The organism is Scopulibacillus cellulosilyticus (assembly GCF_042665295.1).
GTDB classification, from domain to species: Bacteria; Bacillota; Bacilli; order Bacillales; family Sporolactobacillaceae; genus Scopulibacillus_A; species Scopulibacillus_A cellulosilyticus.
In genome coordinates this window covers 113914-135084 of sequence record NZ_JBHTCO010000019.1, presented here as the reverse complement: position 1 = coordinate 135084, position 21171 = coordinate 113914, and the positions used below count along the sequence as shown (strand labels likewise).

Genomic DNA, 21171 nt, shown 5'->3' with positions numbered 1-21171 from the left:
TCCTTGAATTTTAAACAGAAAAATAACGGGTGTATTACATCTCTGTCTTTTCTAATGGTTTACCAATCAGCAAATTTTCTTGAAAGGCAGCTTCCCGCTTTCTCATCTCTTCAAAAGCGCAAATCGCGACCTCAATTTGTTCACTGTCAGGTTCTTTAGTTGTTAGAAGCTGCAGCCATAAACCGGGATAACCTAACCATTTTAAAACAGGGACATGGCGAAGTTTATTTGTAAAACGGAGAACTTCATAAGCAATCCCTAAATCCACTGGAATCAATAAAATTCGATAAATGAGCCGCAGCCAGAGCGGATCAGTTGGTACAAAAAAGTAAAGGACAATACTAATAATCGCAGTGAAAAGAATATAACTGCTTCCGCAGCGGTAATGAAGGCGTGAATGTTTTTTTACATTACTGACTGTCAGAGACACATGCTGCTCAAATGTATTAATAACTTTATGTTCGGCACCATGGTACTGGAATACGCGCTTCATTAACGGTGTTAATGATACAAAATAAATGTATCCTAACAATAAGACGATTTTAAAAAAGCCTTCTAATAAAATCTGTGATGTTTGTCCTCTGAATATAGCAATCGGTCTAAATAAATCCGCTATGACTGCGGGAACTAAAGTGAAAACAAATTTTGCAAATATAAAGGAAAGAATGCCCAGAATAGCGATTCCAATAACTAATCCGATATTCGTTTTCTCTTTTGGCTTCTCTTTATTTTTATCCGGCAGATGTTCCGGGTCGACATCGTATACTTCAGAGGCAAAATTTAAATGTTTTGTTCCTAAGGCGCTTGATTCCAGGATAGCAACTATCCCTCTTAAAAAAGGAATCTTTTTAAGTATGTTTACAACAGGAAAGGATTGTTTCGGACATTCATAATAATCAATTGAATGGTCCTTAAGACGGACAGCTGTTACCGTCGTATATTTTCCTCCCATCATAACGCCTTCAATAACCGCTTGCCCGCCGTAAGCAGGCTGCTTTTTATCCATGGAATCACCAACCTAATGACTTCAATTTATTATTTCCATTTTACTAGAAATAATAAAAAAGCTCTAGGCTGTTGTTCTTTTTCGATAATATTTTTACCCGACAGAATAAATTTATACACCTAAACCCATTATCTTTTTATTACTTTTGGATATACTACCTTAAGAATAATGGATTGGAGGTAATCAGCATGAGTGGATCTTCAAAACTTGAACAAAATAAACAAGAAAAAAAAATGACATCAAACGGCCGTGCAGCATTGATAGGATTTTTTGGCGGTTTGATTTGGAGTTTAATTGGTTACTTAGCTTATCTTATTAATTTTTCTAAAGTAGGACCTTCACTAATCTTAGCGCCGTTTGCAATCGGGAAATGGAAAAATAAGGTCGGCGGGCAATTTTTAGGCATATTTATCATTTGTATTATTTCTATTCTTATAGCGCTTTTATATAAGTATGCTTTAGGAAAAATAAAATCCATGTGGGTCGGTATCATATTTGGATTAATTCTTTGGGTCATTATTTTTTATGTTTTACAGCCATGGATACCTGGATTAGACCCGGTAAGCAAGTTAGGAAAAAATACAATTTCAACAACTTTGTGCTTATATGCCCTTTACGGTTTATTTGTTGGCTACTCCATTTCTTTTGATCTCGAAAGCTTAGCCAATGAAGAATCCGCCTCAAAAAATAATTAAAAATAACATTATGAAAGGTCTTTTTCATAATATTCTATTTTTAATTTTCTACATTCTTTGGCGTAAACCTTCAAAAATTTAATAAAAATTAATGTTATCCTGTCATTTTAAAAAAAGATCAGACCCATACAAGGAGATTAATACCATTATATTTACAAAAAAGCTTTAAAATAAGGCTGTTAAATATAAAAATTTATAGTGAGGGTCAATTTTAATTGCCACATTGCCATTCAACAGTTAAAATATTTTAGGGAGAACCTACAATTTGAATGTGACAGGAACTAAGTACATAGCCTATAAAATGTTTTTGTTTCATGTAAATAAGTTCCGAGAAAGTTTAGAGGAGGAAAAATAGATGATATCGGTAAATGATTTTCGTACAGGGCTAACAATAGAAGTGGACGGCGGGATTTGGTCTGTTATAGAATTCCAGCATGTTAAGCCGGGAAAAGGAGCTGCTTTTGTAAGGTCAAAACTACGTAATTTAAGAACTGGGGCCATCCAGGAAAAGACTTTCCGTGCGGGTGAAAAAGTAAGTAAAGCCCATATTGAAAACCGTAAGATGCAATATTTATATGCTAACGGTTCTGCTCATGCCTTTATGGATTTAGAAAGCTATGAACAAATTGAATTAAATAGTGATCAAATTAAAGATGAACTGCAATTTTTGAAAGAAAACATGGAAGTTAATATTCAAACATATGAAGGCGAAACGATCGGCATTGAGCTGCCAAACACTGTTGAACTGGAAGTAACTGAAACTGAACCGGGCATTAAAGGCGATACTGCTTCAGGCGGATCAAAGCCTGCGACTCTTGAGACCGGCTATGTTGTCAACGTCCCATTCTTTATTAATGTAGGCGACAAACTAGTTATTGACACACGTTCTGGTGATTATGTTTCCCGTGCATAACTATAAATTTATTTTAAGAGACTGTCTGACATTTACAGACGGTCTTTTTTTTATGTTCTGGTTTTCTTCATATACTGGATTTTGCTGAATTAATAGGACATTCCTTTTTTAAATCGCATAAAGCGTACAAGCATGCATATATTGGTGTTAAGCAATAATTAAGCCTTCTATTAAATTGATCCCGGTGTAACCGTCCGTAAAACTCCCGCCTCAAAACTTGAGTTTAAGCGCTGAAGTTTAGGCGGGGGATAACGGACGCTAACACCCCGATTTGTTCAACTAACCATCAGTGGGGGATGAACAAATCCCCCGCTGATAGAAGTTTCACATTATAAGAAAAAAGAGGACAAATACTTCAAAGTTTTTTGAACGATCTTTAAAAGGATGATAAATATGAACGAAATCATTCGTCTGCTGCCGCAATCTGTTAAGGAATATATTCAGAAAATACCGGAAGATAAAAGAGCTCTTATAGAAGAAATCAGACTTCGTGTTCAACAACCGATTGAAATATTAATCCAAGGCAGGCCCTATCCGTTAAAAAATCAAAAAGAAGTTACTTTTACCGTTCAGGAAGCCGGGGAGCTGATGAATCGTTTAAGTGAATTTTCTCTATACACATTAGAGGAAGAACTCCGAAGAGGCTATGTCACAATTAAAGGCGGCCACCGGGTCGGCTTGGCCGGAAGGGTAATCACTCAAAAGGGCCAAGTCAAAATGATTAGAGATATCAGCTCTTTTAACATTAGAATTGCTCATCAACAAATAGGTGCTGCGATACCGCTTATTCCTTATTTATATAAGCATGGACGCTGGCTAAGTACACTTATCATCGGATCACCTCAAACTGGAAAAACAACAATGTTAAGAGATTTGGCAAGAATAATCAGCCAGGGTGTTTCTAACAGACGTATTCTATCACAAAAAGCAGGTATAGTTGATGAACGGTCGGAAATTGCCGGATGTGTCAAAGGCATTCCGCAAAATGAATTGGGGCATCGGGTGGATATTTTAGATGCTTGTCCAAAAGCGGAAGGGATGATGATGATGATTCGTTCCATGAGCCCGGATGTCTTAATTGTTGACGAAATTGGAAGAAAGGAAGACGCCGATGCTCTTCAAGAAGCTTTGAATGCGGGGGTCAGCGTCATTGCGACTGTACATGGCAGCGGTTTGGATCATTTAGTAAAACGCCCGACATTAAAGCCGTTATTGCAGTGCTCTATTTTTGAAAGGTTTGTTGAATTAACCCGTGATCAGAGAGCTGGGCGAATCCGCCGTGTATTGAATGAAGATGGAAAGCCAATACGCTTGATCGGTGAGGCAACATCATGATAAAAATCATCGGCGCTGTCATTATTATAACGTCAACAACCGGGATAGGCATGCTTGTTTCAAGACGATTCAGCGAACGGCCGAGGCAACTTAGGCAATTAAGGTCCGCACTGCAATCTTTAGAGGCCGAAATCATGTATGGATTAACGCCTGTCAGAGAAGCTGCAAGTCATTTATCAACTCAGCTCCCTAAGCCTCTTTCTTTGTTTTTTAAGCAATTGGAAGCAAAACTTTCTGAAGAGGCAGTAACTTTACAATCCGCATGGGAAGAGACATTAGAATCTTTCTGGGAGCAAACTGCTCTGCAAAAAAGTGAAAAGGAAATCATGTATCAATTTGGCGCAACTTTAGGCAAGCATGACAGTGAAAATGAAAGAAAACAAATCAGGCTCGCTTTAGCTCATTTAGAAAGAGAGGAAAACGAAGCGCGTCAAGCTCAAGGTAAATACGAAAAAATGTCCAAAAGTTTAGGACTGCTTGCCGGGCTGCTCATTGTTTTGCTGTTGTTATAAAGTGAAACTTCCATCAGTGGGGGTTTTGTTCATCCCCTACTGATGGTTAGTTGAACAAATCGGGGTGTTAGCGAAGCAACTAAATGAATTGCCTCTGTGCAATTTGCGACGAGCTTTGTTCAACTTCTTCGAAGATTCGTCGCGCAGGAGCACTCCGTTATCTCCCGCCCAAGCTTCAATGTTTAAACTAAAGTTTTGTGGCGGGAGTCTTACGGACGGTTGCACCGGGATAAATGTGTTTAACCTCTAAAGGGAGGAAGGTCCATGTCATTTGATGTAAATACCATTTTTCAAATTGCTGGTATCGGAATCATTGTTGCCATGATTCAAACGGTATTAAAGCAAATGGGGAAGGATGATTGGTCCCAATGGGTGACTTTAATAGGGTTTGTTGTTGTTCTTTATATGGTTGCATCAATTATTAGCGATCTTTTTGACAAAATTAAGAGCGTTTTCTTGTTTAAATGACAAATAGTCTTTAGAAAAAGCTCCGCCTTTGGGAGGTGATGTCGATTGGTATCTTACAAATTGTCGGCCTTGGTTTAGTTGCAACTTTCCTTGTTTTAGTTCTTAAAGAGCAAAAACCTGTTTTTGCATTTTTATTGACTGTATTTGTCGGCGCCTTTATTTTCTTGTTTTTAATTGACCAAATTCGTGAAGTTATTAATATGTTAGAAAAAATTGCTGCTAATGCCCATCTTAATCCTGTATACGTTGAGACCATCTTAAAAATTATCGGCATTGCCTATATTGCGGAATTTGGTATGCAGATTACGAAAGATGCGGGTCAAGGCAGCTTAGCATCGAAAATCGAACTTGCCGGAAAAATACTCATTCTTGTTATGGCTATACCGATTATGACAGCCATCATTAAAACAGTCATTGGGTTAATTCCGCATTGACGAGCGAAGCTTCTCTTTCTGTAAAGGAGGTGGTAACATCCTAAGCCGAAGACAATTGGGCGAATCAGAATTCGTAAAAATGTTTAATCAAAAACCTTTAAAAGTTTTTGTATTATTTGTACTCATGATGATCTTTTTTTTATATTTTTATCCCCATTTGGCGCATGGACAAACTTCACAAGAAGAATGGATGAATAACCAGCTTTCGGAGTTAAATACAAAAGATATTCAGGAATACTGGGATAAAGTGATTACAGAGTATCATGGATTTCTGCCGGAAAGCCAAAAGATGGACTTTCAAAGCTTTCTAAAATCGGATAAAAGCGACCTGTTCCAAGGCTGGCTCAAGGCTTCATTGAAATTTCTATTCCAAGAATTGCTTGCCAATGGCAAATTATTAGGGATGTTAATTCTATTAACAGTATTTTCGATGATTTTGCAAACGATTCAAAACGCTTTTGAGCATCGGGCAGTATCAAAAGTCGCTTATGCCATTGTTTATTTAGTTTTAATGATTTTTATTTTGAATAGTTTCAAAGTTGCCATCTCGTATACGACCGACGCAATCAGCACGATGAGTCACTTTTTGTTGGCGTTAATGCCGCTGATATTGGCTTTAATGACATCGGTGGGGGGCATAACATCTGCTGCCTTTTTTCACCCGATTATTATGTTGCTGATTAATATCAGCGGTTGGATAGTCGGAAAATTCGTTTTACCGCTTATCTTTTTATCAACGTTATTGCAAATTGTCAGCACGCTCTCCGATCACTATAAAGTGACCAAGCTCGGTTCGCTTTTAAGGAATATAGCTGTCGGTACATTAGCGGTATTTTTCGCAGTTTTTTTAGGAGTCATGTCAGTTCAAGGATCGGCAACAGCGATTGCCGACGGTGTCCTTATTAAAACAGCAAAATTTCTGACCGGTAATTTTGTTCCCGTTGTCGGCAGAATGTTTACAGATGCAACAGATACAATTGTCAGCGCCTCAGTACTTTTGAAAAATACAGTAGGTTTGGCAGGTTTATTTATTCTTGTGTGTCTCATCGCTTTACCGCTGATAAAAGTCTTTACCATTGCACTCATTTACAATTTGGCAGCGGCCATTCTGCAGCCGTTAGGGGGAGGACCGGTCATAGAAAGTCTATCAATTATGGGGAAAAGCATGATTTATGTCTTTGCTTCACTGGTCATGGTCTCTTTAATGTTCTTCTTAGCAGTTACCATCATCATAGCCTCAGGTAATCTATCACTGATGGTTCGATGAGGAGGAATTTTAAGTGTCGTTTATTTCTAATTGGATGACGCAGATTATATTAATCATCCTGTTTGCTATCATCTTAGAATTACTATTACCGAACGACAGCTTTCAAAAGTATGTCAAGATGGTGGTCGGATTAATTATTATCATTGCTTTGTTAAACCCGATTATGAAGCTATTAAATGTTAATGTAGATCAAATCATTACAAATGTCAGTCAAGTTGGTCATCGGGAGGACCCCTTAAAAAATTCAATAAAAGTGAAGAAAAGTGAAATAGAACAGACGCAAGATGCATATATTCATAAACAAGTGGCTGTCCAAATGAAAAACTATGTAAAGGAGGCATTGGTCGACCGCTATGGTTTAGCAATAAGAGACTTAAATTTAAAACTGGAAGCGAGTAAGGATTTAAATCAAAATCAAAACAAGATTCCAATTAAGCATGTTGATGTAGTGGTGGGACAAGCAAATAAACAACAAAAGAATCAAGACAATAAAAATCAGATCAAGCCCGTGCAAGAAGTTAACATCAATGTTGATCAGAATCAACGGGAACATCCCAAAATAAACACCAAGGAAAATCAAAAAATAAAAAAGGTTTCAGCATTCCTTGCTAAGGAATGGGATTTAGACCCAAGCAAGATTACGGTCCATATGGAAGGAGGCGATGGCTAAATAATGAATTTTTTAAACCGGCTGTTAGAAAATTTAAAAGCGGCATTTTTCCAAGACAAGAATAAAGATCATCAAGATAAACCAAAAAAGAAAAAGTCGCCTATCCGCACTTTAGCTTTATTGATGTTATGCGGGGTTGCGCTAATGCTTGTGAGTCACTTTACAGCAAAACATAATTCAGAGAAAGATGCATCTTCAACTCAAGTGTTCAGCAACCAATCTAAATCCCAAAAACTATCAGCCATCAATTCCAATCTGGACAAGAATAAACATTTCTCTTCTATGGGTGAGTATGAAAAATATTATTCTGATAATCTAAGAAGTATTTTAGAACAAATCAATGGCGTTTCCGATGTGTCTGTCATGGTTACATTAGCATCTTCAGAGAAAAACATTTATCAGGAAAATGAAAAAAAACAAACCAGCCGTACTAAAGAAACCGACAGCAATGGGGGAAAAAGAGAAGTTAACGAAACGAACGAAGATGGTGAAGTCGTGACTGTTGATAACGGCCAAGAAAAAAAGCCGGTGATCATCGGAAAGCAAAAACCTGAAATACGCGGCGTTCTCGTTGTTGCCCAGGGAGCTGAAAGCCCAACAGTCAAAGCTTGGATAATGGAGGCTGTCAGCACGGTTCTTGATATACCTGATTATAAAGTCCAAGTATTACCAAGAAAATCTAAGGGGGATTACTAATGTTATTAAAAAAGCAGACCGTATGGCTTTTAACAATGTTAAGCCTTATCATCGTACTATCAGTCTATTATATGACTTCTCCGGGACAAGCGCCCGGTGACAAAATGGCAGCCACCGATCATAAGCAATCAAAAGAACAAGCAAATAAAGGAAAAGATAGCGTTGCTGTTTCAACGACAGTATCAAGTGATAAGCTTGCAGAAATTCGTTTGAAAAAAGCTGACGACAGAAAGAAATTGGCTGAACAATATCAAGACGCCATTTCATCAAGTAAAAGCACTGCCAAAAGCAGTAAGGCCTATGATAAGCTTGAAGCGTTAAATACGCTGTCAAATAGTGAAAAGCTGCTTGAAGATATGATTAAATCAAAAGGCTATTCAGACGCAGTTGTAGATACTAGCGGGAATGATGTTAATGTCTATGTCGCCTCAAACAACATGTCAAGCAAACAAGCAACTCAAATTGTTAATATGACCCATGAATATTTAGGTGATGATAAGCTTGTCAGTGTGAAATATGAAACATCTAAATAAGATGGAAAGGGCTGTTGTACAGACAACAGCTTATTTTTTTGTTTGGGTTGTGGATAACTTCCCTTTTTGGGGTCTGACCCCGTGAACTGTGGATAACTTCCTGAAAAATGGTCTGTGATGGACTGATTCACATTTTAAAAAAAGGTATGCTATAATTATGGTAAAAATATTTGCTTTGTTATAAAGGAGTGCTAGCTCTTGTTAAAAGTACAAGAAATAAGAGAACTAATAAAATTAATCGATGATTCAACAATCGATGAATTTGAATATGAAAATGATGGATCAAAAATAACCATAAAAAAAGCAGCTAAAACAGAATTTGTTCAAGCAGCACCGGCATTACAGACTGTACAGCCTGTACAAGCATCTGTTCAAGCCGCTCAAACTCCTGCACAAAAGCCGGAAACTAAAGAAACGGCCGTTAAAGAAGAGAGTGCCAATGTTTCGGCTGACAGTGAATTACATAAAATTGAGTCGCCAATGGTTGGGACTTTCTATGCTAAATCAAATCCTGATTCAGAACCATTCGTAAAAGCAGGAACAAAGGTTGATAAAAACTCTGTTGTTTGTATTGTAGAAGCAATGAAATTGTTTAATGAAATTGAAGCGGATGTAAAAGGTGAAATTGTAGAAGTCCTGGTTGAAGACGGACAGCTTGTTGAATTTGGACAGCCACTTTTTTTAGTAAAGCCGGAGTAAGGGGATCAATATGATAAAAAAATTACTTGTGGCCAATAGGGGAGAAATTGCTGTTAGAATTATTCGCGCCTGTAAAGAACTGGATATCGAAACTGTGGCTGTTTACTCGCAGGCGGATAAAGAAGCGCTTCATGTCCAATTGGCTGACGAAGCTTATTGTATCGGACCGACATCATCTAAGGAAAGTTACCTTAACTATACAAATATAATGAGTGTCGCAACCTCGACGGGTGTCGACGCCATTCATCCCGGCTACGGTTTTTTGGCTGAGAATGCCGACTTTGCTGAAATATGCGGAGAATGTAACATTACATTTGTTGGCCCAAGCCCAAAAGCCATTAGTAAAATGGGAATTAAAGATATTGCCCGGAGCACAATGAAAGAAGCAGGTGTTCCTACTGTCCCGGGATCAGAGGGTGTTATTGAATCGATTGATGAAGCGATTAAAGTTGCTGAAGAAATCAATTATCCCGTCATTATCAAAGCGACAGCCGGCGGCGGCGGAAAGGGAATCCGGGTGGCCCGCAATGAGGCGGAACTTAAGAAAGGCGTGGCCATTACTCAACAGGAAGCTGAAACAGCTTTCGGTAACCCGGGTGTATATATTGAAAAATATATTGAAGATTTCCGTCATGTTGAAATTCAGGTTTTGGCAGATAACTATGGCAATGTGATTCACCTTGGAGAAAGGGATTGCTCTATTCAAAGAAGACTGCAGAAGCTTGTAGAAGAATCACCGTCTCCTGCATTGAGTGAAGAAAAACGTCAAGAAATGGGTGAAGCTGCTGTTAAAGCGGCAAAAGCTGTTAATTATTCAGGTGCCGGTACCGTAGAGTTTATTTACGATGCTGACGGTAATTTTTACTTTATGGAAATGAATACCCGTATTCAGGTGGAACATCCTGTCACTGAATATGTTACAGGCATAGATCTGATCAAGGAACAAATCTGTGTTGCTTCCGGAAATAAATTGAAAATCAAACAGGAAGATGTTCAATTCAAAGGATGGGCAATAGAATGCCGGATAAATGCAGAGAACCCGTTTAAAAATTTCATGCCGTCACCAGGTAAAGTCGGAATGTACTTAACACCGGGTGGTCCAGGGGTAAGAATAGATTCCGCTGTATACCCGGGTTATATGATCCCCCCATATTATGACTCAATGGTTGCGAAGGTTATTACACATGGCAAAACGAGAAAAGAAGCCATTGATAAGATGAGGCGTGCCTTGGGGGAATTTGTTATTGAGGGTATTCATACAACAATTCCTTTTCATCTTAGGTTATTGAATCATCCCGTCTTTGTCGGCGGTGATTTTAATACGAAGTTTTTAGAAAACTATCCGTTGATGGATCAGGACTAATTTGGAGGTGGACAGGGTTGGAAGAGAATCGAATGTTTGAAATGGAAGAAACCCAATCCGATCTTGGGAAAGTCGAAATATCACCTGAAGTCATTGAAATTATTGCGAGTCTTGCCGCTACTGAAGTGGAAGGTGTTGCCGCAATGCATGGCGGATTCGCCACAGGCGTTGCTGAAAAAATTGGCAGAAGAAATTATGGCAAAGGTGTAAAAGTCGACTTGACTGATGAGGGGATCTTAATTGACGTGCAGCTGCATATGAATTTCGGTGTATCTATTCCCGAAGTAGGACAGCAAGTTCAAGAAAATATTTTACAAACTTTGAAGACAATGACTGCATTAGATGTTAAAGCAATTAACATTCATGTTGTTGGCGTTCATATCGATCACCTTGACAAAAAGGCTTTTGAAGAATAAGGCATTTTAATAAAATCAAAGGGATTTTCTCCCTTTGATTTTATTTATATAGGGAAAATTTTATGATGAAGTGGTGTATAACTAAAGTTGAGTGTTATACTTCTTTATAGTATAGAAATTTTAAAATGAAACACGGCGCAAGCCTTTTAAGTTGTAAGAAATTATAATAGAGGAGTTAAGTCATGAATCGTAGACAAGCAAGGGAAAAAGCTGTCCAAGCTTTGTTCCAAATTACTGTTGGCCAAACAGATCCGGAAGAGGCCATTGGAAATGTTACTAATAAGGAAGCTGATCCGTTTTTAATGCAGTTGGTGCAAGAAACGGTTAGTCACTTAAATGATATAGATGAAGTGATCAAAAGCCATTTAATTAACTGGCAATTTGATCGAATTGGTAATATTGATAAAACAATTTTAAGGTTAGCTGTTTGCGAATTAAATTACTTTGAAGATATTCCTTCCAATGTTACGCTTAACGAAGCGATAGAATTATCAAAAACATTTGGTGATGAGAAGACCAGAAAGTTTGTTAATGGCGTTCTTGGAAAGGTTGTAAATTAATATAGACAAAGGGAGCGAGGCCACATGACAGCACAATTAATTAATGGTAACGAAATTGCAAAAAACAAACGACAAGATATGAGACAAGTTGTTGAGGAATTGAAAAATAAAGATATTCTCCCGGGACTTGCTGTCTTGCTAGTCGGCGAAAATCCAGCGTCACAATCGTACGTTAAAGGCAAGATCAAAGACTGTAAAGAAGTTGGTATCCATTCCGAGTTAAAACAGTATCCAACATCAATTTCTGAAGAAGAGCTTTTAAATGAAATTGAAAAATGCAATCAAGATGATCATATTGATGGTATCCTTGTTCAGCTGCCGCTGCCGGATCATATTTCTGAACAAAAGGTCATTGAAACGATCAGCCCGGAAAAAGATGTCGATGGTTTTCATCCAATAAGCCTTGGGAAAATGTTAACAGGCCAGGATACATTTTTGCCATGTACGCCATTTGGCATTATTGATATGGTCAAACGCATGAATATAGAAATATCCGGTAAGCACGTTGTCATTGTCGGCCGCAGCAATATTGTCGGAAAGCCGGCGGGTCAGCTGTTTCTAAATGAAAACGCAACAGTTACATACTGCCACTCAAAAACGCAAGATTTACGGTATTACACAAAACAGGCGGACATTCTTGTCGCAGCTGTCGGAAAGGCACAGTTAATCGGCGCTGAAGATGTAAAAGACGGGGCAGTTGTTATAGATGTCGGCATGAATCGCAATGAAGAAGGAAAATTAGTCGGTGATGTCGCATTTGATGAAGTGAAAGAAAAGGCAAGTTATATTACACCTGTACCGGGCGGTGTTGGTCCTATGACTCGTACAATGCTGCTACACAACACCATCAAAGCGGCAAGGCTTCGTAAAGAAAAGGGCGGAAAGTAAAGTGGCACAAGAGAGATACATTAGTGTCAGTGCTTTAACGAGATATCTTAAGAGAAGATTAGAATCTGATCTTCATCTCCAAGATGTTTGGTTAAGGGGCGAAATTTCAAATTTTAAAAAGCATAGCCGCGGCCATATGTATTTAACTCTAAAGGATAAACATTCCCGTGTTCAATCTGTTATGTTTTCCAGCCAAAATAAAAAACTGCTCTTTCAACCTGAAGATGGGATGAAGGTGCTCGTCCGCGGCGAAATTTCCGTCTATGAACCTTATGGGCAATATCAGCTTTATATTAAAGAAATGCAGCAAGACGGGATTGGCAACCTGTATCTTGCTTTTGAAGCCTTGAAAAAGAAATTATCAGAGCAAGGGCTTTTTGCTGAGGAAAAGAAAAAGCCCTTGCCGGCTATTCCTAACGAAATCGGTGTGATAACTTCACCGACGGGGGCAGCGATCAGGGATATTTTCACAACCGTTAAAAGGCGCTTTCCGGCGGCCAGAATAACAGTTTTTCCTGTTTTAGTTCAAGGGGACAAGGCTGCGTCTTCAATTGCCCGGGCAATTAAAGATGCCAATGTCAGGGGCTCTATCGATGTGCTGATCGTTGGCCGCGGCGGCGGATCAATAGAAGAACTTTGGGCGTTTAATGAAGAGATTGTTGCTCAATCTATTTATGATTCAATGGTTCCTGTTATTTCGGCTGTTGGACATGAAACAGATTTCACGATTGCTGATTTTGTCGCTGATATTCGAGCTGCAACACCGACTGCAGCAGGGGAATTAGCTGTTCCGCATGTCGAAGAGTTGAAAAATCGGATTGACGATCGGCTTAGCAGGCTGACTTATGCCATTAAGAAAAAAGTAGAGCGGGAAAAAGAAAAGCTGCAGCGTCTAAGAGAATCATATGCCTTTCGTTATCCTGAGCAGCTTATGAGGCAAAAAGAGCAAGATCTTGACAGGTTAATGATGCAACTGACGAAATATACCAAAAGACATATGCAATTAAAACGGGACAAGGCTCAGCAAAGTCTGCGTCTGTTATATAAGCATCATCCAGCCGAACAAATGAAGCTGTCGAAAAAACGGTTGGAGGAATTGTCAGAACGCTTAAACCGGTCTATGAAACTTCAAAATAAGCAAAAGCAAAGTGATCTGAAACAGTTATTAGGCCAGTTAAATGCGCTTAGCCCATTAAAAGTCATGGAACGGGGCTACAGTCTCGCTTATGACGAACAGAAACAGTTAGTAAAAACCGTTAAACAAGTACAGCCCGGTGATCCTTTAACAATAAAATTGAGCGATGGCACGCTTGATTGTCAAGTTTGGGGTATAGAGGAGAGTGAAACAAGTGTCCGAAGAGAAGATGGAAAATGAACAACACTTGAGTTTTGAAGAAGCCATGACGAATCTTGAAGTGATTGTAAAGCGATTAGAAGAAAATGATGTCCCTCTTGAAGAAGCCATTGATTTATTTCAACAGGGTGTTGCCTTGTCCAAGCAATGCCACAAACGACTTCAAATAGTTGAAGAAAAAATGGATCAAATTATTGAAGAAGATGAGATCAGACCGTTTAAAATTCAGGAGGACGACATGAGTGAACAATGAAATTAATCAATACCTTAAAGAAAAAAAGCAGTTAATAGATATATCTTTACCTGAATATATAACAAAGCTGCGGGCTCCTGAAATTTTAAAAAAATCAATGGTATATTCACTGAAAGCGGGCGGCAAAAGGCTGCGGCCAATTCTTTTAATGGCTTCAATCGAAGCTTTGGGTCATGACGGTCAAAAAGGCATTGAAACAGCTTGTGCGCTTGAGATGATTCATACGTATTCTTTAATCCATGACGATTTGCCGGCCATGGATAATGATGACCTGCGGCGCGGGCAGCCGACAAACCACAAAGTCTATGGCGACGCTACGGCGATTTTGGCCGGTGACGCGTTACTTACCTATGCTTTTGAATGTATTGCGGGTATTGATCATCCGGATATTGATAATGATATGAAAATGGCTTTAATACAAAAATTGGCTAACGCTGCCGGACCGGAAGGAATGGTCGGCGGCCAGCAAGATGATTTAACAGCCGAAGGAAAATCATTAACAATACAAGAACTTCAAAGCATTCACTTACGAAAAACGGGAAGACTTTTATGTTTTGCTGTTGAAGCGGGCGCTATTCTTGGTCAAGCGAATGAACAACAAGCAGAAAACCTTTCTGACTTCGCCAAACATCTCGGTATTGCCTTTCAAATTAAAGATGATATATTGGATATTATTGGAGATGAAATCACGTTAGGTAAACCTGTTGGCAGTGATGTTACAAACAATAAAAATACTTATCCCAAACTGCTTACACTGGAAGGAGCAAAAGAAAAAATGAATAAGCATGCAGATGCCGCTCTTCATTATTTAAAGGCGGCAAATGTGGACTCATACCGCCTTCAGCAGTTAATGGGCTACGTATTAGACAGAAATCATTAAAGCTGATGTTCAAAAAGTCCGGGAAAATAGCTGTCGAGACTGTAAGGTAAAGTGCTCCTGCGCCGGCGTCTATTCAATGTAGTATCGCCAACTTCTCGTCGCAGCTCGCAGTAATTCGAGAAGAGTCGCTCGGTGCTCCTGCGCCGGCGTCTATTCAATGTAGTATCGCCAACTTCTCGTCGCAGCTCGCAGTAGTTCGAGAAGAGTCGCTCGGTGCTCCTGCGCCGCAGTATATTTACTGAAGTATCACTGCTTCTCGTCTCTTTTTGAACACGTACTTAAAACTCTTTTTGCAATTTTCATTAATAAATTATCACATTGAGTCTTATACTATAATATGTTATGATAGAGGCAGAATGTAAAGGTGGTGCAGTATTCTAGTCAGTCTTCCTGTTTTTGAAGGCGGGGCTAAAAATCCGCCAAAGGGCACATCGATGAAGTTCTTAGTATCGGCTTGGGGCGCCCAGCCTTGGGTCGATGCTGGGAGTAAAGAAAGTAGGGCGATCCACAAGGGCATGTGGGCGAAGACCCTGCTTTCGCGGAGGCTCACTTTTTCAACTGATAAAGTGGGAAAAACCTGATTGTTGGCCGAAGATTCGGTACGACAAACAGCGTAGCCTGCCTTGAGTGGAGTTTGAGGGGATTATGATTATTTAGGGGCACTGATCTGTTTGGCCGACGATCAGACCCAGCGTCATATGAAATCATCTCTGCAAAAGAGGCTAGGAAACAGTGTCGGCTGTTGAGGAAAACTCCTAGACTGTTCGCACCGCGACATTTGAGAAGGATTATAGTGCGGTCTAAGTGGCGATCCAGTTCAACGTTTGGCGACAGCGTTGGTAAGGCTTTAAAAGGAAACTGCCAGAGTGGCGACGCTCAGGTAGCTTTACGGGAAAACCTACTGGACCTAAAGCCGCAGCGTTTACTTCTCAAATGGCCACCTGCTCTTATTCTTTACATAGGGGATTAACATGAAGGTTGATATAAAGAAGTCTTTAAAATGGAGCATTAGTATAGCCGTTATCACATTCGTGTTAGCGGCTCTTTTTTCAATTGTTTCTAATACTTTGCTCAATGGCGTCAGCTGGGCTGTCGGCATGATTATTGTATTAATCATTGTCCTGATCGGTATATTTTTTGATATTATAGGGGTTGCGGCGACAGCTGCTCATGAAATCCCATTTCATGCTATGGCATCAGAGAAAGTCAAAGGGGCTAAGCAGGCCATTACAATTACCCGTAACGCCGACCGGGTTGCTAATTTCTGCAATGATGTGATTGGCGATATTTCCGGCATAGTAAGCGGAACGGCATCAGCTGTTGTTGTTATTGAGCTTATGGTTCAATTTGGAAAAGGTGAAGGGTCCGCCCTGCAAAACACGGTTTCAGTACTGCTGACTTCGGTCGTTTGTGCTCTTACAGTCGGTGGCAAGGCTTTTGGCAAATCATTTGCCATTAAGTATTCAACGAAAATTATTTTTCAAGTTGGCAGGGTGTTTTACTTTATCGAAGACCATTTCCATGTTAATTTATTAGGCAATGGGAAAAAGAAGAAAAAAACTGCCAATAGAAACGTCAAATAATAAGGTGATGATGACTCATGGAGCTAAATTGTATTAAGAATCCGAATGTTTTAAAGGGTATGGGTGTAAAAGAAATGGAGGCCCTAGCCGCCGATATCAGGCAGTTTTTAATTACAAAGCTGTCTGAGACGGGAGGACATATCGCCCCTAACTTAGGTGTAGTGGAGCTTACATTAGTTTTGCATAAACTGTTTGACAGCCCAAAAGACAAATTAATATGGGATGTTGGCCACCAATCATATGTTCATAAAATTTTAACAGGACGTTCAGAGCAATTTAATACGTTGCGTCAATATAAGGGTTTGTGCGGTTTCCCTAAGCGATCGGAAAGCGAACATGATGTTTGGGAAACAGGCCACAGTTCAACATCATTGTCTGCGGCAATGGGCATGGCTGCTGCAAGGGATATTAAAGGAACGAATGAACAAATTGTCCCTATTATCGGGGATGGTGCACTGACAGGCGGTATGGCCTTGGAAGCTCTTAATCATATTGGTCATGAACAGACAAATATGATTATTATTTTAAATGATAATGAGATGTCGATCGCACCAAATGTCGGTGCTATGCATAATATGCTTGGCCGGCTCAGAACTGCGGGCAAATATAAGAAAGTCAAAGATGATCTCGAGTATTTAATGAAGAAGATTCCGGCATTTGGCGGGAAAATTGCCGGTGCTGCCGAACGTGTGAAAGATACAGTCAAATATATGCTTGTTTCCGGTGTCTTTTTTGAGGAACTTGGTATTACTTATTTAGGTCCTGTTGACGGCCATAACATGAACAATCTAATTGAGAATATCAACTATGCCAAAAAGACTAAAGGACCGGTGCTTGTTCATGTTCTTACGCAAAAAGGAAAAGGCTATAAACCGGCTGAATTAGATGTTTCAGGGGAATGGCACGGGACCGGACCGTATAAAATTGAATCGGGAGACTTTATCAAACCGGTTAATGCGCCTCCGGGATACAGCAAAGTAGTAAGTGAAACGCTCAGAAAACTGGCCCGTGTGGATGAACGTATTGTTGTTATTACACCGGCGATGGTTGTTGGCTCTAAATTAGAGGGTTTTGCAAATGAATTTCCGAAAAGATTCTTTGACGTCGGAATAGCCGAACAGCATGCGACAACGATGGCGGCCGGCTTGGCAACTCAAGGGATGAAACCGGTTGTTTCTATTTATTCAACATTTATGCAACGGGCATATGACCAAATCGTCCATGATGTGTGCAGACAAAATCTTAATGTTGTTTTTTCTGTCGACCGTTCCGGATTAGTCGGTGCGGACGGAGAGACACATCAAGGCGTTTTTGATGTAGCATTTCTCAGAAGTCTGCCAAATATGGTGATTGCTATGGGTAAAGACGAAAATGAATGTCAGCACCTTGTCAATACAGCTTTAAAATATGATAATGGCCCTATTGCTGTCAGATGTCCCCGGGGCAACGGCATCGGAATCAATATGGACAAAGAATTAAAAGAACTGCCGATTGGCCGTTGGGAAATCTTAAAAGAAGGTAAAGATATTGCTATCCTTTCTTTTGGTCCAATGCTTCAGACAGTTATGGAAGCAGCAAAACAATTGCAATCGGAAGGTATATCTGTTTCGGTGGTTAATGCCCGATTCATTAAACCTCTGGATGATGACATGTTAAGAAAAATAGCCGAGCTTCACATGCCTGTATTAACGGTTGAAGAAAGTGTGCTGCAAGGCGGCTTTGGCAGTGCCGTATTAGAATTTTTCCATGATGAAGGCTATCATGATATGGTGATTGACCGTATGGGTATTCCTGACCGCTTCATTGAGCATGGGAATGTCAAAGACCTGCTTAATGAAATCGGATTAACGTCTGAACAAATTTATCACCATGCAAAAAAATTAATTCCTACTCATCGTCAGAGGGCCTGATCATGAAGGAAAGAATCGATGTTATGCTTGTAAAGCAAGGGTTTTTTGATTCAAGGGAGAAAGCGCAAAAAGCAATTATGGCAGGCTTAGTTTTTTCCAAGCAGCAAAGAATTGATAAACCGGGTACAAAAATAGACAGTGATGCAGAAATAGAAGTCAAAGGAAATCCGCTGCCTTATGTAGGCCGCGGAGGCTTAAAACTTGAAAAAGCATTAAAGGTTTTTAACTTTACGGTTGAAAATAAAATCATGTTGGACATCGGTTCATCGACAGGCGGGTTTACTGATTGCGCCCTGCAAAATGGTGCAAAGCTCGTCTATGCCTTAGATGTTGGATATAATCAGCTGGCTTGGAAGCTAAGGAGCGATGAGCGGGTTGTTGTAATGGAAAGAACGAATTTCCGCTACGCCAAACCTGAAGATTTCCAAGCTGGGCTCCCTGATGCCGCAACGATGGATGTTTCGTTTATCTCCATCAAAAAAATGCTGCCAGTGCTTTCAAATATTCTTATACCTAATGGACAAGCTGTTACTTTAATTAAACCTCAGTTTGAAGCTGGCAAGGAAGAGGTTGGCAAGAAAGGGATTGTCAGAAACCCTTCAACTCATTTTCAAGTCATTAGTGATATATTAGACTTTGCCGCATCCTTAGGTTATGAGATATTAGCGCTTGACTTTTCGCCAATAACCGGCGGTGACGGCAATATTGAGTTTTTAGCGCACCTTGAATGGAAAGGCGCAAGCGTTACCGGAAGAAATTTAGATGATAATACAATTCAACACGTTGTTGAAGCAGCGCATGCACAATTAAAAAAATAAGAAACTCGTCAGTTCAAGCTGACGGGTTTCTTTTTTTCTTGACGAAATCAGACGAATCGCGTAACAATAAAGTGAGAACAAAAATTCGGGCCAAAATCGGGAAAAGGAGCTTGGTCACTTTGTTATTAGAATGTCGAGTAGAAAACTTTGCGATTATAGAAAAACTAAATATTTCTTTTGAACAAGGATTAACCGTATTAACTGGTGAAACGGGCGCAGGAAAATCAATTATTATTGATGCAATCAGTCTGCTTGCCGGGGGAAGAGGTTCAGCCGAATATGTTCGCCACGGGGCAAAAAAAGCCGAAATTGAAGCGCTGTTTGAAATCAATGACTCACATCCTGTCATTGCAGTTTTGGAAGAAATAGGCATTGATTCTCCTGATCAAATGATTGTCATTCGCCGGCAAATTTCTGAAAATGGAAAAAGTGTATGCAGGATAAATGGGAAATTAGTGACTTTATCTAACTTAAAGGAAGTCGGACAAAGACTTGTTGATATCCACGGTCAACATGAACATCAAGAACTCATGCATCCTGAAAAACATATCGGCTTACTTGACCGTTTTGGCGGAGAACAATTAGAAGAACTCAAAACACAATACCAGGAATGCTACATAGAAACGCAAAATACCTATAAGCAAATTCAGAAATTCAGCAAAAATGAACAGCAGATTGCCCAGCGCATCGACCTTTTAAAATATCAAATTAAAGAAATTACTGATGCTGACCTTAAAGAAAATGAAGAAGATATCCTTTTAGAAGAAAGAAAACAATTGGTCAATTTTGAAAAATTATATCAATCATTGCAAATCAGTTATGAGTCATTATACGGCGAAAATAAAGGACTCGATTTTTTAAGACAAGCTGTTAATCATCTTGAGGCTATTCAGGATTTAGATGCTAATATTAAATCGATTTCAAATGCCGTTTCTAACAGCTTTTATATACTTGAAGAAAACGCCTTTGCGCTAAGGGAACATTTAGAGCAGATGGAATACCAGCCTGAACGGTTAAATATGATTGAAACCAGATTAAATGAGATAAGTTTATTAAAGAAAAAATATGGCCAAACTGTTAAAGATATTCTTGAGTATTTGAATGGTATCCAAAAAGAATATCAAGATTTAGCTAATCATGATCAAACAATTGACGAGCTTGAAAATAAACTTGTTAAACAACTTGCAATTCTTAAGGATAAGGGAACAAAGTTATCGAGTAAACGGCAAAAAATTGCAAGGGATCTTTCAAAAGCGATCAATCGTGAATTAAAAGATTTACATATGGCAAAAGCTCAATTTGATGTAAGAATAAAGACGCCGGAGCTGTTAGATCATTTTAAATCTTATCAATTTCAAGGGATTGATGAGGTCGAATTTTTAATTTCAACGAATCCGGGCGAGCCCTTAAAACCATTGGCTAAAATTGCTTCAGGCGGCGAAATGTCCAGGATTATGCTGGCGATTAAATCAAATTTTAAATCATTTATCGGCCTTACTTCAATCATATTTGATGAAGTGGATACCGGTGTCAGCGGAAGAGTCGCACAAGCTATGGCTGAAAAAATTTATCAATTATCAAATGCCTCACAAGTTTTTTGCATTACCCATTTGCCGCAAGTTGCCGCAATGGCTGATCAGCATCTTTATATATCTAAAAAAGTTGCTAATAACAGGACAGCGACTAAGGTGCAATCTTTAAATGACACTGATAAAATAGCGGAAATTGGCAGAATGATTTCAGGTGTTGAAATGACAGACCTTACAAAAAAGCATGCTGAAGAACTTTTGAAGTTGGCTCAGGAAATAAAATCATAACGATGAATCGCTATCCAACTATGGATAGCATTTTATTTACAACGCGTTATAAATATCTTCGGCAGAGGCAAACTTATAAATGCAACAAAAAAATTAAAAGG

General features: G+C 39.3%; 23 protein-coding genes. 22 read left to right on the top strand and 1 reads right to left on the bottom strand.

The window, feature by feature from the left end; genetic code table 11:
• Window positions 1-34: 34 nt before the first annotated feature.
• Complete coding sequence (locus tag ACFQRG_RS14935; RefSeq protein ID WP_380967391.1) at window positions 35-1006, bottom strand: DUF1385 domain-containing protein; 972 nt, start codon at window positions 1004-1006, stop codon at window positions 35-37.
• A 188-nt stretch (window positions 1007-1194) separates the two neighbouring features.
• Between ACFQRG_RS14935 and ACFQRG_RS14930 the strand changes: the two genes are divergently transcribed.
• The 22 genes from ACFQRG_RS14930 (at window position 1195) to recN (ending at window position 21070) form a co-directional block, all read left to right on the top strand.
• Window positions 1195-1701, top strand: a complete 507-nt coding sequence (locus tag ACFQRG_RS14930; RefSeq protein ID WP_380967389.1) for a YqhR family membrane protein — start codon at window positions 1195-1197, stop codon at window positions 1699-1701.
• A gap of 355 nt (window positions 1702-2056) precedes the next feature.
• On the top strand, window positions 2057-2614 hold the full coding sequence (gene efp / locus ACFQRG_RS14925; RefSeq protein WP_380967387.1) for an elongation factor P: 558 nt from the start codon (window positions 2057-2059) through the stop codon (window positions 2612-2614).
• Window positions 2615-3007: 393 nt separating this feature from the next.
• Window positions 3008-3949: a stage III sporulation protein AA gene (gene spoIIIAA, locus ACFQRG_RS14920; RefSeq protein ID WP_380967385.1), complete on the top strand. Its 942-nt coding sequence runs from the start codon at window positions 3008-3010 to the stop codon at window positions 3947-3949.
• Window positions 3946-4461, top strand: a complete 516-nt coding sequence (gene spoIIIAB, locus ACFQRG_RS14915) for a stage III sporulation protein SpoIIIAB (RefSeq protein WP_380967383.1) — start codon at window positions 3946-3948, stop codon at window positions 4459-4461. The genes spoIIIAA and spoIIIAB overlap by 4 nt, the downstream gene beginning before the upstream one ends.
• 264 nt (window positions 4462-4725) lie before the next feature.
• On the top strand, window positions 4726-4929 hold the full coding sequence (spoIIIAC, locus tag ACFQRG_RS14910) for a stage III sporulation protein AC (RefSeq protein WP_205004217.1): 204 nt from the start codon (window positions 4726-4728) through the stop codon (window positions 4927-4929).
• A 38-nt stretch (window positions 4930-4967) separates the two neighbouring features.
• The gene (gene spoIIIAD, locus ACFQRG_RS14905; RefSeq protein WP_380967381.1) at window positions 4968-5363 is read left to right on the top strand and encodes a stage III sporulation protein AD; all 396 of its coding nucleotides are present in this window, start codon (window positions 4968-4970) and stop codon (window positions 5361-5363) included.
• Between the two features lie 79 nt (window positions 5364-5442).
• Window positions 5443-6630, top strand: coding sequence for a stage III sporulation protein AE (spoIIIAE, locus tag ACFQRG_RS14900; RefSeq protein ID WP_380967379.1), 1188 nt, complete (start codon window positions 5443-5445; stop codon window positions 6628-6630).
• Between the two features lie 13 nt (window positions 6631-6643).
• Window positions 6644-7300 (top strand): stage III sporulation protein AF, encoded by a 657-nt coding sequence (gene spoIIIAF, locus ACFQRG_RS14895; protein ID WP_380967378.1) that lies wholly within the window; start codon window positions 6644-6646, stop codon window positions 7298-7300.
• A 3-nt stretch (window positions 7301-7303) separates the two neighbouring features.
• The gene (spoIIIAG, locus tag ACFQRG_RS14890) at window positions 7304-7996 is read left to right on the top strand and encodes a stage III sporulation protein AG (protein WP_380967376.1); all 693 of its coding nucleotides are present in this window, start codon (window positions 7304-7306) and stop codon (window positions 7994-7996) included.
• A complete protein-coding gene (locus ACFQRG_RS14885; protein ID WP_380967374.1) occupies window positions 7996-8529 on the top strand; it encodes a SpoIIIAH-like family protein in 534 nt (177 codons plus the stop codon). The genes spoIIIAG and ACFQRG_RS14885 overlap by 1 nt, the downstream gene beginning before the upstream one ends.
• A gap of 198 nt (window positions 8530-8727) precedes the next feature.
• On the top strand, window positions 8728-9228 hold the full coding sequence (accB, locus tag ACFQRG_RS14880; RefSeq protein ID WP_380967372.1) for an acetyl-CoA carboxylase biotin carboxyl carrier protein: 501 nt from the start codon (window positions 8728-8730) through the stop codon (window positions 9226-9228).
• Window positions 9229-9238: 10 nt separating this feature from the next.
• The gene (gene accC / locus ACFQRG_RS14875) at window positions 9239-10591 is read left to right on the top strand and encodes an acetyl-CoA carboxylase biotin carboxylase subunit (protein ID WP_380967370.1); all 1353 of its coding nucleotides are present in this window, start codon (window positions 9239-9241) and stop codon (window positions 10589-10591) included.
• A 32-nt stretch (window positions 10592-10623) separates the two neighbouring features.
• Complete coding sequence (locus tag ACFQRG_RS14870) at window positions 10624-11007, top strand: Asp23/Gls24 family envelope stress response protein (RefSeq protein WP_380967487.1); 384 nt, start codon at window positions 10624-10626, stop codon at window positions 11005-11007.
• Window positions 11008-11189: 182 nt separating this feature from the next.
• Window positions 11190-11567, top strand: a complete 378-nt coding sequence (nusB, locus tag ACFQRG_RS14865; RefSeq protein ID WP_380967368.1) for a transcription antitermination factor NusB — start codon at window positions 11190-11192, stop codon at window positions 11565-11567.
• Between the two features lie 24 nt (window positions 11568-11591).
• On the top strand, window positions 11592-12455 hold the full coding sequence (gene folD, locus ACFQRG_RS14860; RefSeq protein ID WP_380967366.1) for a bifunctional methylenetetrahydrofolate dehydrogenase/methenyltetrahydrofolate cyclohydrolase FolD: 864 nt from the start codon (window positions 11592-11594) through the stop codon (window positions 12453-12455).
• Window position 12456: 1 nt separating this feature from the next.
• Window positions 12457-13830, top strand: coding sequence for an exodeoxyribonuclease VII large subunit (gene xseA / locus ACFQRG_RS14855; protein ID WP_380967364.1), 1374 nt, complete (start codon window positions 12457-12459; stop codon window positions 13828-13830).
• The gene (gene xseB / locus ACFQRG_RS14850; RefSeq protein WP_380967485.1) at window positions 13820-14062 is read left to right on the top strand and encodes an exodeoxyribonuclease VII small subunit; all 243 of its coding nucleotides are present in this window, start codon (window positions 13820-13822) and stop codon (window positions 14060-14062) included. Before xseA ends, xseB begins: the two co-directional genes overlap by 11 nt.
• The gene (locus ACFQRG_RS14845; protein WP_380967362.1) at window positions 14052-14942 is read left to right on the top strand and encodes a polyprenyl synthetase family protein; all 891 of its coding nucleotides are present in this window, start codon (window positions 14052-14054) and stop codon (window positions 14940-14942) included. Before xseB ends, ACFQRG_RS14845 begins: the two co-directional genes overlap by 11 nt.
• A gap of 971 nt (window positions 14943-15913) precedes the next feature.
• Window positions 15914-16525 (top strand): hypothetical protein, encoded by a 612-nt coding sequence (locus tag ACFQRG_RS14840; RefSeq protein WP_380967361.1) that lies wholly within the window; start codon window positions 15914-15916, stop codon window positions 16523-16525.
• Between the two features lie 17 nt (window positions 16526-16542).
• Window positions 16543-18435 (top strand): 1-deoxy-D-xylulose-5-phosphate synthase, encoded by a 1893-nt coding sequence (gene dxs, locus ACFQRG_RS14835; protein WP_380967359.1) that lies wholly within the window; start codon window positions 16543-16545, stop codon window positions 18433-18435.
• A 2-nt stretch (window positions 18436-18437) separates the two neighbouring features.
• A complete protein-coding gene (locus tag ACFQRG_RS14830) occupies window positions 18438-19253 on the top strand; it encodes a TlyA family RNA methyltransferase (RefSeq protein WP_380967357.1) in 816 nt (271 codons plus the stop codon).
• Between the two features lie 119 nt (window positions 19254-19372).
• Window positions 19373-21070 (top strand): DNA repair protein RecN, encoded by a 1698-nt coding sequence (gene recN / locus ACFQRG_RS14825; RefSeq protein ID WP_380967355.1) that lies wholly within the window; start codon window positions 19373-19375, stop codon window positions 21068-21070.
• Window positions 21071-21171 lie beyond the last annotated feature (101 nt).

Coding starts and splice junctions, on each gene's coding strand:
- ACFQRG_RS14935 (WP_380967391.1), bottom strand. CDS start 1,006: ATGGATAAAAAGCAGCCTGCTTACGGCGGGCAAGCGGTTATTGAAGGC.
- ACFQRG_RS14930 (WP_380967389.1), top strand. CDS start 1,195: ATGAGTGGATCTTCAAAACTTGAACAAAATAAACAAGAAAAAAAAATG.
- efp (WP_380967387.1), top strand. CDS start 2,057: ATGATATCGGTAAATGATTTTCGTACAGGGCTAACAATAGAAGTGGAC.
- spoIIIAA (WP_380967385.1), top strand. CDS start 3,008: ATGAACGAAATCATTCGTCTGCTGCCGCAATCTGTTAAGGAATATATT.
- spoIIIAB (WP_380967383.1), top strand. CDS start 3,946: ATGATAAAAATCATCGGCGCTGTCATTATTATAACGTCAACAACCGGG.
- spoIIIAC (WP_205004217.1), top strand. CDS start 4,726: ATGTCATTTGATGTAAATACCATTTTTCAAATTGCTGGTATCGGAATC.
- spoIIIAD (WP_380967381.1), top strand. CDS start 4,968: ATGTCGATTGGTATCTTACAAATTGTCGGCCTTGGTTTAGTTGCAACT.
- spoIIIAE (WP_380967379.1), top strand. CDS start 5,443: ATGTTTAATCAAAAACCTTTAAAAGTTTTTGTATTATTTGTACTCATG.
- spoIIIAG (WP_380967376.1), top strand. CDS start 7,304: ATGAATTTTTTAAACCGGCTGTTAGAAAATTTAAAAGCGGCATTTTTC.
- ACFQRG_RS14885 (WP_380967374.1), top strand. CDS start 7,996: ATGTTATTAAAAAAGCAGACCGTATGGCTTTTAACAATGTTAAGCCTT.
- accC (WP_380967370.1), top strand. CDS start 9,239: ATGATAAAAAAATTACTTGTGGCCAATAGGGGAGAAATTGCTGTTAGA.
- ACFQRG_RS14870 (WP_380967487.1), top strand. CDS start 10,624: ATGTTTGAAATGGAAGAAACCCAATCCGATCTTGGGAAAGTCGAAATA.
- nusB (WP_380967368.1), top strand. CDS start 11,190: ATGAATCGTAGACAAGCAAGGGAAAAAGCTGTCCAAGCTTTGTTCCAA.
- folD (WP_380967366.1), top strand. CDS start 11,592: ATGACAGCACAATTAATTAATGGTAACGAAATTGCAAAAAACAAACGA.
- xseB (WP_380967485.1), top strand. CDS start 13,820: ATGGAAAATGAACAACACTTGAGTTTTGAAGAAGCCATGACGAATCTT.
- ACFQRG_RS14840 (WP_380967361.1), top strand. CDS start 15,914: ATGAAGGTTGATATAAAGAAGTCTTTAAAATGGAGCATTAGTATAGCC.
- dxs (WP_380967359.1), top strand. CDS start 16,543: ATGGAGCTAAATTGTATTAAGAATCCGAATGTTTTAAAGGGTATGGGT.
- ACFQRG_RS14830 (WP_380967357.1), top strand. CDS start 18,438: ATGAAGGAAAGAATCGATGTTATGCTTGTAAAGCAAGGGTTTTTTGAT.